The following is a 14,383-nucleotide window of genomic DNA, read 5'->3' as shown; positions in this document are numbered from 1 at the left end:
TCGTGGGAGGTTCAGAATTCTGAATTGAAAAAAGGAATTTTTTGGAATTATTTACAGCAGAAAAAGACACATTTTATGATTGAAGAGGAAAAAACTTATCCTTGTACGGATATACAAAAGGACAATCCGTTGCGAATTATTTATTTTAATAATAAATTGTCAATAGAAATTGCACATTTTTTAACAGATGGGAAGGGTGCGATGCTATTTTTTCAGGATTTAATTGAAGAATATGTGGAAGAGAAGTATTTTTCCAAAAGCAGTAGGAACAGAAATTTTGGGAATGTAGATATTATTGAAAATAAGGGAAAAAATGAAAATGAAGAGAAGATTGAAATAAAAGATAAAGATTTGATAAAAAATAAAAAAATGATTGATTTTCCGAAAAAAAAAGGGGATAAAATTAAAAATTTTGAAAATAAAAGTTTTTTAGAAAATAAAAAAAAGATTTTGGAAAAGAATGAAGAAATATTTGGAAATTATGATGAGGAAAATGGTGTAAAGGAAAGTAAATATGTTGACCTTTATGAAAAATATATGCGGAAAGTAAGTAAGGAAACTACAATAAAATCTGCATTTCATTTGCCAATAAAAATACTGGAGAAGGGGCAGTATCATATTACAACTGGTGAGATTTCTGTTGATAATTTGAAAATGGAAAGCAAGAAGTATAAAACGACAATTGGAAAATATTTACTTGCGGTTTATTTTAAAGTTTTGCTGGATAGGTATTCTGGTGCGAAAAATCCGATTGTTATAGGAGTTCCTGTTGATTTACGAAAAATTTTTGAGGAAAAGACATATAGGAATTTTTTTATAAATATAACTCCAAGTGTGGATGCCAGTCTTGGGGCATATTCCCTATCTGAAATTATCACTTATCTAGATAATTATTTTGCCTTAAAGATTACAAAAAAGGAATTTTATAAAAGTATTTATAAAGCAATGAATCCAATGAGAAATATAGTTATAAAGTCCGTTCCATATTTGATAAAACGGATATTTTTTCCATTTATATTTGATTATTATGGAGAACGTGGTTACACAACAGGATTTTCCAATTTGGGGATTTTTGAAATTGATAAAAAGTATGAAAAATATTTAAAAGGATTTAGATTTTTGCCACCACCAAGCAAAAGGTGCAAAATTAAGATGGGAGTTATAAGTGATAGTAAAAAAGTTTATATAAATTTTGGAAATTTAACTGCAGATTATGATATTGAAAGGGATTTTTTTGTTTATTTACGAAAAAGAGGAATAAGATCTAAAATAGTTACTAACTATTTTTAAAAATTGAAAAATATTGTTAAAAAAATAATAAAGAGGGAAATAAAAATGTATTGTATAAAATGTGGAGTAGAGCTGGAAGATGGAGTAAAAAGATGTCCGCTGTGTGAAACGGATGTTCCTGAAATAAAGGGATTGGAAGAGGAATTTGCAAGGGAATATCCGATTGTTAATATAAATTTGTATGAAATGAAGATGAAGAAAGTGAAAAAGACTGTATTTCTATCATTTTTTACAATTTCAATTATTTCAATATTGGAGGTTTTTTTTCAAAATTTGATAATGTATGGGAAACTGGAATGGGGATATTATGCGATTCCATCTATTTTAATCTTTGATTTGGGATTATTTGTATTTTTAGATTCCTATAGAATGAGAACAAATTTATTTTTGATATTGATTGGTCTTACAGCTTTTTTTCTTTTGCTTGATTTTGGGGATAAAAAATTGAGCTGGAGCATTGGACGTGGAATTCCTATTGTTTTTGCATTTTATCTCATTAGTCTTGTTTTTTCGTATGTCTGGGATAAGCATAAAGATGACAGGTTAAAAATATTGAATTTTTTTATTTTTTTTGTTGGAATATTTCTTTTAGTTTTAGAATTAATTATAAGCAAAAAAATGACTTGGAGCATATTTTCTTCGATTCCATTATTTATTTTAAGCATAATGTTGCGATATGCCTACAAATCGTATAAGGAAGAGTTTAAGCGAAGATTGCATAGGTAATAGCCACTATATTTTGATTGATTTTAGATAAATTCAAATAAATTGTAAGACTATTAAAAATATAATCAATTTAATATTAAAAACAAAGTAAAGTGTAGTATACTCCTACTGAAATTTGAGAGATAAAAATTTCAAAAATTAAATTGAAGAAAAGAGAGTGAATGTTATGAAATCTACAAAAAAAATGATTTTGGCAACTTTAATTGGAGTATTGGCTATCGGTTCTATTGGTTATTCAGCTATGTCAAAATCTTCAAGAAAAAAAACTGAAACAGTTTCTAAATCAAATTTAACAAGAAAGTTTAGCTGCAACAGCAAAGATTTAACAGTAGAAAATCTTTCTACAAATAAAGTTAAATTGACAGATGGAACTGGAAAAGTTTATAACTTGAAATTAACAAAATCTGCTAGCGGTGAAGAATACAAAGGTAATGGAGTTTCAATTCAAATAAAAGGAAATGATGCTGTATTTACATCAAATGGAACTGATGAAAGCTGTAATTTAACAAGTGATACATCTTCAACTAAAAAAACTGCAAGCGGTAACTTATTGAGAAAATTTTCTTGTGATGGTTATCAAGATTTAACAGTAGAAAATGTTTCTACAGACAAGGTAAAATTAGCTGATGGTTATGGAACTATTCATAACTTGAATTCTGCAGTATCTGCTAGTGGAGAAAAATATGCTGATGGAACTGTTTCAATCCAAATAAAAGGAAATGATGCTGTTTATACAGAAAATGGAAAAGATAAAAGCTGTAATTTAACAAGTACTGACCATGGTTCAATTGAAGAATAGTTACAAGTAAAAATTAAAAATTCAAAATTAAAAAAAAGCTGTTTATACAATTTTTTCAATTGTGTTAAATGGCTTTTTTAGTTTTTTAAATATATTTTATATTATTTGCTAACAAGAGAATCTTGACTCTTTGCAAAGAAGATTATAAACAGTCCGCTGTTCAAATGGGGAATAGTATAAAATAGTGCTTAGTATAATGAATATTTAGAAAGGAAAATTAAATGTTAAAAAATATAAAGGAAAGCTATCAGTATTCTTATTTCCTATATTTAAAATTGATAGCAGTAGCGGTTATCATTGGTTTTATTGTTGGAGTGACTGATACGATTTTTGGAAGAGAGCTTCTCTTGATTGGGGATATTAGAAAAGAGTATTTGTATTGTCTTGTGCCTTTTATCGCTTTAGCAGGGCTTTTAATTGTTTTCATTTATAGAAAGTTTGCTGGAAAAGCTGGCAAGGGAATGGGATTGATTTTTGAGATTGGGCATAAGACTGAAGAAGAGATTCCGTTGAGGCTTATTCCTGTTGTGACAGTTGCAACTTGGATTACACATTTGTTTGGGGGAAGTGCTGGGCGTGAAGGGGTTGCAGTGCAGCTGGGAGCAACGCTTTCTCATAGGTTTAATAAGTACTTTAATTTTCCTGACAAGTCTAAAGTGTTTTTGGTAACAGGAATGGCGGCAGGTTTTGGCGGATTATTTCAAACACCAATCGCAGCGTTATTTTTTGCCTTAGAAGTTTTGACGCTGGGGAATTTACAGTTGTATGCTTTGCTTCCAGCTATTGTTGCAGTATTTACTGCTAGTTGGACTTCATCTTTTTTAGGACTGGAAAAGTTTACTCACATTGTAAATACGAATTTGTCAATAACTCCAATGACATTTGTAAAATTTGCAATTTTAGGAATAATTTTTGGAATTGCTGGAAATCTATTTGTCTATTTGCAAAATTTTTTGAAAAAATTTATTTCAGAAAAAATTAAAAATCCATATTATCGAATTTTTTCTATTGGAATTTTTCTTGGCATAATACTTTTGATGTTGCATGAAGGTCGATATACTGGGCTGGGAACGAATTTGATTGAAAATAGTTTTTCAGGGAAGCAAATTTATGTATATGACTGGATACTAAAATTATTATTGACGACGTTGACATTGGCTGCTGGATTTCAAGGTGGAGAAGTAACACCGCTGTTTTCGATTGGAGCTTCGCTAGGGATTGTGATAGCATTTTTCTTTGGATTACCAATTGAATTTGCTGCAGCCGCAGGGTATATAAGCGTGTTTGGAAGTGCAACGAATACTTTGTTGGCACCGATTTTTATTGGCGGAGAAGTTTTTGGATTTAATAATTTGCCATTTTTTGTGATAATTGTGATTTTTGCTTATTTGGTTAATCGGAAGATATCGACTTATGGATTGCAAAAAAACTATTTTGAAGAATAAAAATAGGCAATTGTAAAAGCAATAAAGACTGAATAACAGCAGTAAATCATAAGAGATCAAGACCTCTTGTCAGAGAGCGGAGAAAAACAAGAAAATTAAACATTAAAATACTGTATTTTCTGAAATTTTTCTGCTTTTACAAATGGCTATAAAAAGCAGAATAAGGAGGAAAAAAGCATTTGAAATTTTATTGGTTGAATTATTGTCAATACCGTTGGAGGCACATAGTAAGGATGTGAGTAAAAAAGTAACAAAACCAGTGAGAATAGACCAAAATAAGAAAAAAAATGAAATGAATAAAAAAAGAAAAATTAATTTCTAAACAAATAATCATTGTTGTATAAGCAATGGTTATTTTTTTGTAAAGAAAAGTTGAAAAAAAACTTTTTATATAGTAAAATCTTTAGTATAGGAGGAATAATGAAAATTTCTGAATTTATTAGTAAAAAAGCAGCAAATGAGATGAGGATAGAGATTGAGGAGGCTAGCGGAAATGAAGTATTTTTTAGAGGGATTCCTGATGAAAAGGGAATTGTTTCTGAATTTGAGGTTATTGCTAGGGGAAATGAAAGCTCTGTTGCTGCATTACTGAATATGATGAGAAAAAATGAGGTTATAATACATAATCATCCATCTGGAGTGCTGATTCCGTCTGATGAAGATGTGAATATTTCTAGTATGTATGGAGAAGTTGGAGGAGCTTCATATATTGTAAATAACGATGTGAATGATATTTGTGTAGTTGTGCCTTTAAGAGAATTTATAAAAATTGATATTGATGATTATTTTGGAGAAAATGGAGTTATCCATAGGAATTTTGGTAAATTTGAAGTACGGCGGGAGCAGTATGAAATGGCTAAGTTTATTGAAAAAAGTATGAATGAGAATAAGAAGCTGATAGTGGAAGCTGGGACTGGGACTGGAAAGACGATTGCTTATCTTTTGCCTACATTGATTTATGCTATTGAAAATAATCTAAAGGTAGTTGTTTCTACAAATACGATTAATTTGCAGGAACAGCTTATTAATAAGGATATTCCGCTTTTGAAAAAAATTATTGATGAAGATTTTAATTACCAGATTGTGAAAGGAAGAGGGAACTATCTTTGTAAAAGGAAACTTTATAATTTGGAGGTTGTTGATAAGGAAACGGATACAGAAGATGAAAAAAAGGAAAAAAATATTATAAGAAATCTTATCGAATGGGATAGAAAGGTTACAAAGACAGGTGACAGGAATGAGCTGAAATATGAAATTTCAAACAGTATTTGGGAAAAAGTGAATAGTGAAGCTGATATGTGCAAAGGCGTGAAATGCCCATATTATTCAAAATGTCATTTTTTTAATGCGAGAAAGAATATTTCAGATGCGACGCTTCTTATTGTGAATCATCACATGTTCTTTGCTGATTTGGCAATTAGAAATCAAACTGGATTTTACACAAATTATTCGATTTTGCCAAATTATGATATTGTAGTTTTTGATGAAGCTCATAATATTGAAGATACTGCTAGAAATTATTTTACTTTTGAAACGTCAAAAATTTCATTTGGACGGCTTATGGGAAACATTTATAATAGACGTGTAGTGAAATCAAGTAATGGAGGGGCTCTTGTAAGACTTTTGACTTACTTGAATGAAAGCCTTTCAAGTGAAGAATACAAAGAAGTTGATGAATTGAAGGAAGATGTTGTTGAAGAACTGAATAAATTTTATGATAAGGGAATTGATATTTTTGATAAGTTGACTTGTCTTTTTTCAGAAAATAATGATAATAGGGAAATTAAAATGAAAATTGATAAGGAAAAAATGCAAGGGAGCAAGTTTTTTCGTGAGGCAATGAAACTAAATAGCCAGTTTAAGGAAAATTATGGAAATTTGGTTATAAAAATTAATAAATTTCTGAATAAAGTGAACAATTATAATCTTGAAGATAAGGATGGATTTTTATTTGAATTTTCAAGGTATTATGAAAGACTGAAGCAATATTATAAAAAGTTTGAGTTTATTTTAGAAGGAAAAGAGGAAGGCTATGTCTACTGGGCAAATATTACAACAGTACGTCCAAATGTAAAATTGTATGCGACACCTTTTGATATTTCAGATGAACTGAATGACAACTTGTTTACGAAAATGGATAGGATGATTTTTACTTCAGCTACACTTGCTGTTGACAATAAATTTGACTATTACAAAAAAAGTATCGGACTTATAAAGGAAAAACATAAAAAAATAGACGAAAAAATTGTAAAATCACCATTTGATTATGAAAAGCAAATGAAAGTCTATATTCCAGAAGATGCACTTGATCCAACGAATGTTGAGTTTATGAGGGATTTGGAAGGATTTGTTGAAAAAGCGATAAAAAGTACGAAGGGGCATTGTTTTTTATTATTTACTTCGTACAGTACCTTAAATTTTTTATATAACCGAATAAAATCACGGTTTTCACAAAAGGAATATACGCTTATAAGGCAAAATGATTTTCCCCGTCATGAAATGATTGAAATATTTAAACATTCTAAAAATCCAATATTATTTGGTACAGACAGTTTCTGGGAAGGAGTCGATGTGCAAGGAGAGCAGCTGAAATCGGTAATTATTACAAAATTGCCATTTAAGGTGCCAAATGATCCTGTGACAGAGGCAATTATTGAAAATATTAAAAGAAATGGACAAAATCCGTTTAATGATTATCAAGTTCCACAGGCTGTAATTAAATTTAAGCAAGGAATTGGAAGGCTTATTAGAAGTAAGTCGGATAGCGGGAATATAATAGTTCTTGATAATAGAATAATAAAAAAAATGTATGGGAAGAAATTTTTGGCTGCTCTTCCAAGGAATAGAGTAGTTGAAAGTAAAAATGAGATTTTAAAGAGAATGAAATAAAAATTTAAAATACGATAAAAATAAAAAGGGAGGCTTATAAAATTTAGGAAAGGATAGGGAAAATGAGAGTAAATATATTAGGGCGGGAATTTCTTCTTGAAATAAAAGAAAAAAAGAAAAAAAATAATGAATCCCAATCTTATATCAAAAATAGATTTATGTTTAGATTTGCTATTTTGGCGATAACATTTATGATATTTGGAATAATTATAGAAATGTCAAGACTAAATATAAACTATAATGTTGGAAGTATTGCAAAATCTGATATTGTGGCTTATAAAAATGTATCGTATTTTGTAGATATTTTAGATGACAGCATTGAAGAAAAAATAGTGAAGACAACACAGCCTGAATTTGATAAAATAAAGGATGTAAATAGAGAAACGGTAATTTTACTTAATAAATTTTTACGTGATATTCGAAATATGAATTTATCTGATGACGCAACTCTTGAAAAATATATAAAAGACAATAAATATACATTTACTAATGCAGATATTAGAGAGATAGCGGCAAGAACAGAAAATGTAGAATATTCTGTAAATCTTAATGAGATTATGTCTGAAATTTACAGCACAGGAATTTATAAAATGGAGAATTTGCCAAAAATAATCCGAAGAAAGGATATACAGGCTGATAATTTGGATATGAAAGTTCTTCAAAATTTTATAAAGCCGAATTTAGTCATAAATAAGGAAGCAACAAAGAAAAAAATTGCAGATAATATGATGTCGTTGAGAGATAAGGAAATAAAGATTTACAAAGGAGATATTATTGTAAAGAAGGGCGAAATAATTGATTCAGATGCATTTTTGAAGTTGGAAAAACTGAATTTGGTAAGAAATGAAGATAAGTTTAAAAAAGCAGTTGGGCTAGTAACAACATTTTCATTACTTTTAATTTTAATATATTATCTCCTCAAAAAAAATGTAAGAAAAATTGTAGAATCAAATGCATTTTATCCGACATTGATTACAATAATAGTTGTAAATATGTTTTATGTTTTATTTTTAAATAATCAGTTTCTTATTTACTTACTTCCCTTTGCAATGCTCCCAATTATTTCGACAATTTTAGGAAATAAAACTTATGCAATTATTGTAACATTTTCTAATATGGTTATGCTATCTCAGGAGGAATCGTGGTTTTTTGTGACAATAGCAGTTTCACTTGTTGCGATTTATAAGGCAGATGATCTTGTTGGTAGAAGTGATATTATTAAATTGAGCTTTTTTTTGGGGATATTTCAGGCATTGCTGGCATTTAGCTATGGAATGGTAAATCAGTCAAATTTAGGATTAATTATGTTAATGATAGTATTTTCAGTATTTTCTGGTATTCTTACTGGAATGATGTCGCTTGCGGTGTTACCATATTTTGAAGATTACTTTGATATTTTGACAACAATGAAATTGCTGGAATTAAGCGACTTTTCACACACGCTGCTTAAACAGCTGCTTATAAAAGCTCCAGGAACTTTTCATCATAGTATAATGGTTGGAGCATTGGCTGAAGGGGCGGCTGAAAGTATAGGAGCGAATGCCACTTTTGCAAGAATTGCTTCGTATTATCACGATATTGGAAAAATGAAGCGTCCAGAATTCTTCGTGGAAAATCAGCGAGATGGAATTAATCCGCATAATAAGATAAAGCCGTCATTAAGTGCATTAATATTGACTTCACATACAAAAGATGGATATATAATGGGTAAAGAGAGTAAATTGCCAAAGGAGATATTAGATGTGATTTTGCAGCATCATGGAACAACCTTGACTCAATATTTTTACTATAAGGCACTAGAAAACGGTGAGAAGGTTGTAGAAAGCAACTTTAGATACAGTGGGCCTAAGCCGAAAACAAAGGAATCAGGCATAATCCTTCTGGCAGATACAGTGGAAGCGGCTACAAGAACACTTGAAAATAAGAGCAAAGAAGGAATTGAGAATTTTATCCGATATTTAGTAAAATCAAAAATTGAAGACAAGCAATTAAGCGATTCTGATTTAACTTTAGGAGAACTGGAGAAAGTTATTCAATCATTTATAAATACGCTACAAGGTGTTTATCATGAAAGAATAAAATATCCAAAAATGGATGAAAGAACTAAAAAACATAAATAAATTTAGGTTATTGAATATATCTAATTAGAAAATGGAGAAGGTATAAAAAATGAAAAAAAAAATAGAAATAGACATAACTTATAGTATTGAAAAAATTGACAGTTTCTTCGATGAAGAAAAAATAAATGAATTTGTAAGCTATATTTTAAAAGATGAATACAAGGAAAATTTTGACAAAAATGAATACTATCTTTCACTGCTGATTACAACAAATGAGGAAATTAAGGAAATAAATCGTGAATATCGTCAAAAGGATGCTCCAACTGATGTAATTTCTTTTGCCTACAATGAAACAGAAAACGTAGGAGCAGTCAATATGTTAGGTGACATTGTAATTTCAATTGATCGTGTGAGAGAGCAGTCTAGTGAATATGGACATTCTGATGAACGTGAATTTTACTATGTTTTATGTCACGGAATGTTGCATTTGCTGGGATATGACCATATTGAGGAAGAAGATAAGATTGTTATGAGAAAGCGGGAAGAAGAAATTTTGAGTAAATTTAATTATATTAGATAAATTTTTTACAAAAAATTTAGGAAGGAGTAGAAAATTTAATGGAGAAAAATAAAAATAATGATAAAAAAAAGAAAAGATCAATATTTTCATTGTTTCATAAGAAGAATAGATATAATTGGGATATAAAAAAGGAAAGGGCAAGGGATAAAAGACTTGTTGACAGTTTTAATTTTGCTATTGAAGGGTTAATTTCTGCATTGAAAGATGAGAAGCATATGAAAGTTCATATACTTGCGGCAATTATTATTGTAATTTTGGCGATTCTTATAAATGCGAGCAAAGTGGAAATTTTGATAATTTCATTATCAGTATCATTTGTTATAATTACAGAGCTTGTAAATACTGCAGTTGAGGCAATCATTGATTTGGTTTCTCCTGAACGGCATCCACTTGCAAAATTGGCTAAGGATGTAGCGGCTGGAGCGGTTCTGGTTGCTGCGATTAACGCACTTTGTGTGGGATATTTGCTGTTTTATGATAAATTACTGGATATTTTTGATGGTGCGAATAAATTGCACGTTATAGCTGGTAGAAAAGGTAATATTTCAATTTTGATATTAATTTTAGTTTCAATTTTGGTAATTGTTTTAAAAACTTTTTTTAGAAAAGGTACGCCGCTTGAAGGCGGTATGCCCAGCGGACATAGTGCGATAGCCTTTGCAGCTTTTGGAATATTGGCATTTATGACTTCGGATATAAGAATACTGGTTTTGGGATTCTTTATGGCTGCATTAGTTGCTCAAAGCAGAGTTAAGTCTGGGATTCATAGTATTAGGGAAGTTCTGGCGGGTGGACTGCTTGGGTTTTCAGTTGCATTTGCTATATTATTTATAATGATGCAATTTGGAATTTTGTATAATTAAAAATTGAAAAAGATTAAAAAATGTGCTATAATATCTAACGTTAAAAGTTATCTGAAAAAGAATTATTGAGAAAATTTATTTTAGATAATTAAAAAGATTAGTAGACCTGTTTGGTAATTATACAAACTCAGAATTTAATAAAATAAATATTCTGAAGCAAGAGGTCTTAACACCTTGTTAGCAATATCTAAATATAATTAAGGTTCAAAAATAATTTTGATTACAAATTGTTTAAATAAAATCGAGAATTTAGGAGTTGGAAAATAGATTATGTTTCAAAAATTAGACGATGTTGTCCTAAAGCACGAGGAACTTACAAAAATGCTTATGGATCCTGAAGTTGTATCAGATCCAAAGAAAATTATGGAGTACAATAAGGCTTTGAACAGCATTGATGAAGTTGTTAGAAAATATACATATTACAAAAACCGTAGAGAAGAAATGGAAGGTTTAAAAGAAGACTTAAAATCTGAAAAAGATGCAGAAATGAAGGAAATGATGCATGAAGAAATTCATCTGATTGAAGAAGAAATTCCACATCTTGAAGAAGAATTAAAAGTTCTTTTACTTCCAAAGGATCCCAACGATGATAAAAATGTTATCATGGAAATCCGTGCTGGAGCAGGTGGAGATGAAGCGGCATTATTTGCAGCTGATATTTTCAGAATGTTTACAAGATATGCAGAAAGAAACCGTTGGAAAACTGAAATTATTGAAAAAAATGAAATCGGTGTCGGTGGACTGAAAGAAGTAACATTTTTGATTAAAGGACATGGAGCTTATTCAAGGTTAAAATTTGAAAGTGGAGTTCATCGTGTACAAAGAGTTCCAGCTACTGAATCTTCAGGAAGAGTTCATACATCTACAATTACAGTCGCAGTATTGCCTGAAATAGATGATGTAAGTGAAGTTGAAATTAATCCAAGTGATTTAAAAATTGATACGTACAGATCGAGCGGTGCAGGTGGACAGCACGTAAATACTACTGATTCTGCTGTAAGAATTACCCATTTGCCGACTGGACTTGTGGTAACTTCACAAGATGGACGTTCGCAAATAAAAAATAAGGAAGCTGCAATGAAAGTATTAGTTTCTAAATTGTATGAAATAGAATGCGAAAAACAAAGAAGTGCAGTTGAAAACGAAAGACGTTCACAAGTTGGAAGTGGAGATAGATCTGAAAAAATCAGAACTTATAACTTCCCACAGGGAAGAGTTACGGATCACAGGATTAAATTGACGCTTCATAGGCTTGAAGGAATTTTGGATGGGGATCTGGATGAAATGATAGATGCCTTGATAGCTTATGAACAAGCTGAATTATTGAAAGAGGTTGGAAATAATAATGAATAATTTGCTGGATATTTTAAATAAATCGGTTAATTATTTGGAAAAAAAAAATATAAAGAATGCTCGATTAACAGCGGAAAGCATAATTGCTGAAGTAATGAAAATGGAAAGAATTATGCTGTATGCTGAATTTGAGAGAATATTATTAGAAAATGAGTTAAAAAAAATTCGAGAAAAATTAAATGAAGTTATAAATGAATCAAAAGAAAAAAATATATTTGGTGATAACGATTTTGAAAATATAGTAAAGTCTGAAAAACAATTAAAATTGCTGCTTGACAAAAGTATTCAATATCTTAAAAAAAATGATATTGAAGAAGGTAAATTAATTGCAGAAATTGTATTTTCACATGTTTTGAATATTGATAGAATGATGCTTTTTACAAAGTATAGAGATGATATTGAAGATGAGAAAATCGAGAAAATCAGATATTTTATTCAAAAAATTGGACGTGAAAAGTTTCCGGTTCAATATTTGCTAAATGAGCAAGAATTTTATGGAAGAAAATTTTACGTTGACAAGGGAGTTTTAATTCCACGCCAAGATACAGAGATCTTAGTTGAAAAAATGATAGATATTCTGAAGCATAATATTTTAAAAACTCAAGATTTTGTGGATAAAGACAATATAAATTCAAAAGTTCATCCAAAAATACTTGATATTGGTGTTGGAAGTGGTATAATAGGGATTACAGCTGCATTAGAAATAGAAGGTTCTTATGTGCTAGGTGTGGATATTTCAGAAAAAGCGCTTGAAACTGCTCAAAAAAATAAAGAGATTTTAAAGGTTTCAAATATAAAATTTTTGAAATCTGATTTATTTGAAAATGTTGAATTTAGAGAGTTTGATATGATAGTGTCAAATCCGCCGTATATTTCCCTTAGTGAAGTTGGTATTATGTCAGATGACGCTTTATTACATGAGCCAAGCGAAGCACTTTTTGCAGAAAATGACGGATTATATTTTTATTACGAGATTTGTCGGAAGGCATCTGATTATTTAGCTAATTTTGGGTATTTATTATTTGAGATTGGCTATAAGCAGGCGAAAAATATTATAGAAATTATGACAAGCTCTGGTCTTAAAAATGTTGAAGTTATAAAGGATTTAGCGGGATTGGATAGAGTTGTTGTAGGACAGAAAATTATAAATAAAATTGAAAGTTAATTAAGCATTAAATGATTTTTAGTATTTAAAAAATATAAAAATTATTTAAAAAAAGAATGGAGATGAGTTAATGATTAGTGATAGGAGATTTTTTAAAAGAACAGGAGTATCGTTATTGAGTTTAGCATACTCAATAGTATCATTTGGAAGTGAAAATATTAAGGAGGTGTCGTTAAAAGGGAACATTGAAAGCGTAAGCACGCCTAAAACAGAACCTGCATCGGTGGCTTCAACTAAAACTAATAATTCTCAATTGGAAAAATTAATTAAAGATCAATATAATAATAAAAGTATAGATTTAAATGTAAATACAAGTTTGAAAAATATGCGTGATAGTGGAAGTTACGAACGTCCAAATGTAAACACTTATACAGCAAACAGAAAAACTCAGCAAGGAACGCCCGATATGAAGTTATCAAGGGAACAATTGCTCGCTGTAGCGGAGAAAATTTTCCAAAACGAAACTGGTGGAGTTAGAAATAATCTAGTTGACTGGAACGATGGAGAAAATTTTCCGTCACTTGGAATAGGGCATTTCACGTGGTTTAAGGCTAGTGGTGGAAGAAGCGGATTTGGAGACAGCTTACCTGATATGATTGCCTATTATAAGGAAAAAGGTGTTACATTGCCAAAATTACTTGCAGAATTTAAACATTCTCCTTGGAACAGCAAATCAGAGTTGATGTCTAAAAAAGCTAGTGGTGATAGGGATATTCAAGAATTAATTGCATTTTTTGACAGTACAAGGGATATTCAAGTAATGTTTATTTATGACAGGCTAAAAGGTTCGCTTGACAAAATGATACAGGCTTCTTCAAATAAAGAAAATTTAAAAAATCAATTTGAAAGAATGGTAAATACTCCCAATGGGCTATATGCATTAATTGACTATGTAAATTTCAAAGGTGAGGGATTAAAAGGTGTTTCATCATATAATAATGTTGCTTGGGGATTAAGACAAGTGCTTGAGAATATGAAGGGGACAGCGACTGGACAAAGTGCATTAGTGGAATTTAGCAATTCTGCTAAAGACATATTAGCCAGACGTGTAAGAAATGCTCCAAGAAATGAAAGCAGATGGCTGCAAGGATGGTATAACCGAGTAGATACTTATAAAACATTTGAAATTGGAAGTGCATATTAATAGGATATATTTAAAATACATAAAAATTATGGAAATTGGCAGGGAATTATTAAATTCCCTGTTTCCTTT

The 14,383-nt window shown here is 30.1% G+C and carries 11 protein-coding genes; all 11 read left to right on the top strand.

The genetic code is table 11. The features are described 5' to 3' along the window. The first annotated feature begins 24 nt into the window (after nucleotides 1-24). The 11 genes from F1564_RS07425 (at nucleotide 25) to F1564_RS07375 (ending at nucleotide 14,314) form a co-directional block, all read left to right on the top strand. Nucleotides 25-1,290, top strand: coding sequence for a hypothetical protein (locus F1564_RS07425; RefSeq protein ID WP_018451170.1), 1,266 nt, complete (start codon nucleotides 25-27; stop codon nucleotides 1,288-1,290). Between the two features lie 45 nt (nucleotides 1,291-1,335). Continuing rightward, complete coding sequence (locus F1564_RS07420) at nucleotides 1,336-2,016, top strand: DUF6320 domain-containing protein (protein ID WP_018451171.1); 681 nt, start codon at nucleotides 1,336-1,338, stop codon at nucleotides 2,014-2,016. 166 nt (nucleotides 2,017-2,182) lie between these two features. Next, nucleotides 2,183-2,815: an MliC family protein gene (locus tag F1564_RS07415; RefSeq protein ID WP_018451172.1), complete on the top strand. Its 633-nt coding sequence runs from the start codon at nucleotides 2,183-2,185 to the stop codon at nucleotides 2,813-2,815. 221 nt (nucleotides 2,816-3,036) lie between these two features. Next, nucleotides 3,037-4,260: a chloride channel protein gene (locus F1564_RS07410; protein ID WP_018451173.1), complete on the top strand. Its 1,224-nt coding sequence runs from the start codon at nucleotides 3,037-3,039 to the stop codon at nucleotides 4,258-4,260. Nucleotides 4,261-4,680: 420 nt separating this feature from the next. Next, a complete protein-coding gene (locus F1564_RS07405) occupies nucleotides 4,681-7,149 on the top strand; it encodes an ATP-dependent DNA helicase (RefSeq protein ID WP_018451175.1) in 2,469 nt (822 codons plus the stop codon). Between the two features lie 62 nt (nucleotides 7,150-7,211). Next, nucleotides 7,212-9,269, top strand: a complete 2,058-nt coding sequence (locus tag F1564_RS07400) for an HD family phosphohydrolase (RefSeq protein ID WP_018451176.1) — start codon at nucleotides 7,212-7,214, stop codon at nucleotides 9,267-9,269. A 49-nt stretch (nucleotides 9,270-9,318) separates the two neighbouring features. Beyond that, a complete protein-coding gene (gene ybeY, locus F1564_RS07395) occupies nucleotides 9,319-9,789 on the top strand; it encodes an rRNA maturation RNase YbeY (RefSeq protein ID WP_018451177.1) in 471 nt (156 codons plus the stop codon). Nucleotides 9,790-9,827: 38 nt separating this feature from the next. Beyond that, nucleotides 9,828-10,652 carry a diacylglycerol kinase gene (locus tag F1564_RS07390; protein WP_018451178.1) on the top strand — a complete coding sequence of 275 codons (825 nt, stop codon included), beginning with the start codon at nucleotides 9,828-9,830 and terminating at the stop codon, nucleotides 10,650-10,652. A 270-nt stretch (nucleotides 10,653-10,922) separates the two neighbouring features. Then, nucleotides 10,923-12,005: a peptide chain release factor 1 gene (gene prfA / locus F1564_RS07385; protein ID WP_018451179.1), complete on the top strand. Its 1,083-nt coding sequence runs from the start codon at nucleotides 10,923-10,925 to the stop codon at nucleotides 12,003-12,005. Next, nucleotides 11,998-13,170 carry a peptide chain release factor N(5)-glutamine methyltransferase gene (prmC, locus tag F1564_RS07380; protein ID WP_018451180.1) on the top strand — a complete coding sequence of 391 codons (1,173 nt, stop codon included), beginning with the start codon at nucleotides 11,998-12,000 and terminating at the stop codon, nucleotides 13,168-13,170. Before prfA ends, prmC begins: the two co-directional genes overlap by 8 nt. A gap of 70 nt (nucleotides 13,171-13,240) precedes the next feature. After that, nucleotides 13,241-14,314 (top strand): hypothetical protein, encoded by a 1,074-nt coding sequence (locus F1564_RS07375; RefSeq protein ID WP_018451181.1) that lies wholly within the window; start codon nucleotides 13,241-13,243, stop codon nucleotides 14,312-14,314. Nucleotides 14,315-14,383 lie beyond the last annotated feature (69 nt).

It is taken from the genome of Leptotrichia shahii (assembly GCF_008327825.1).
GTDB classification, from domain to species: Bacteria; Fusobacteriota; Fusobacteriia; order Fusobacteriales; family Leptotrichiaceae; genus Leptotrichia; species Leptotrichia shahii.
Note: the sequence above shows the minus strand (reverse complement) of the source record. Positions and strands in the feature narration are given on the sequence as shown.

Excerpts from the sequence above, each read along its gene's own strand:
- F1564_RS07420 (WP_018451171.1), top strand. The coding sequence starts at position 1,336 with ATGTATTGTATAAAATGTGGAGTAGAGCTGGAAGATGGAGTAAAAAGA.
- F1564_RS07415 (WP_018451172.1), top strand. The coding sequence starts at position 2,183 with ATGAAATCTACAAAAAAAATGATTTTGGCAACTTTAATTGGAGTATTG.
- F1564_RS07410 (WP_018451173.1), top strand. The coding sequence starts at position 3,037 with ATGTTAAAAAATATAAAGGAAAGCTATCAGTATTCTTATTTCCTATAT.
- F1564_RS07405 (WP_018451175.1), top strand. The coding sequence starts at position 4,681 with ATGAAAATTTCTGAATTTATTAGTAAAAAAGCAGCAAATGAGATGAGG.
- F1564_RS07400 (WP_018451176.1), top strand. The coding sequence starts at position 7,212 with ATGAGAGTAAATATATTAGGGCGGGAATTTCTTCTTGAAATAAAAGAA.
- ybeY (WP_018451177.1), top strand. The coding sequence starts at position 9,319 with ATGAAAAAAAAAATAGAAATAGACATAACTTATAGTATTGAAAAAATT.
- F1564_RS07390 (WP_018451178.1), top strand. The coding sequence starts at position 9,828 with ATGGAGAAAAATAAAAATAATGATAAAAAAAAGAAAAGATCAATATTT.
- prfA (WP_018451179.1), top strand. The coding sequence starts at position 10,923 with ATGTTTCAAAAATTAGACGATGTTGTCCTAAAGCACGAGGAACTTACA.
- prmC (WP_018451180.1), top strand. The coding sequence starts at position 11,998 with ATGAATAATTTGCTGGATATTTTAAATAAATCGGTTAATTATTTGGAA.
- F1564_RS07375 (WP_018451181.1), top strand. The coding sequence starts at position 13,241 with ATGATTAGTGATAGGAGATTTTTTAAAAGAACAGGAGTATCGTTATTG.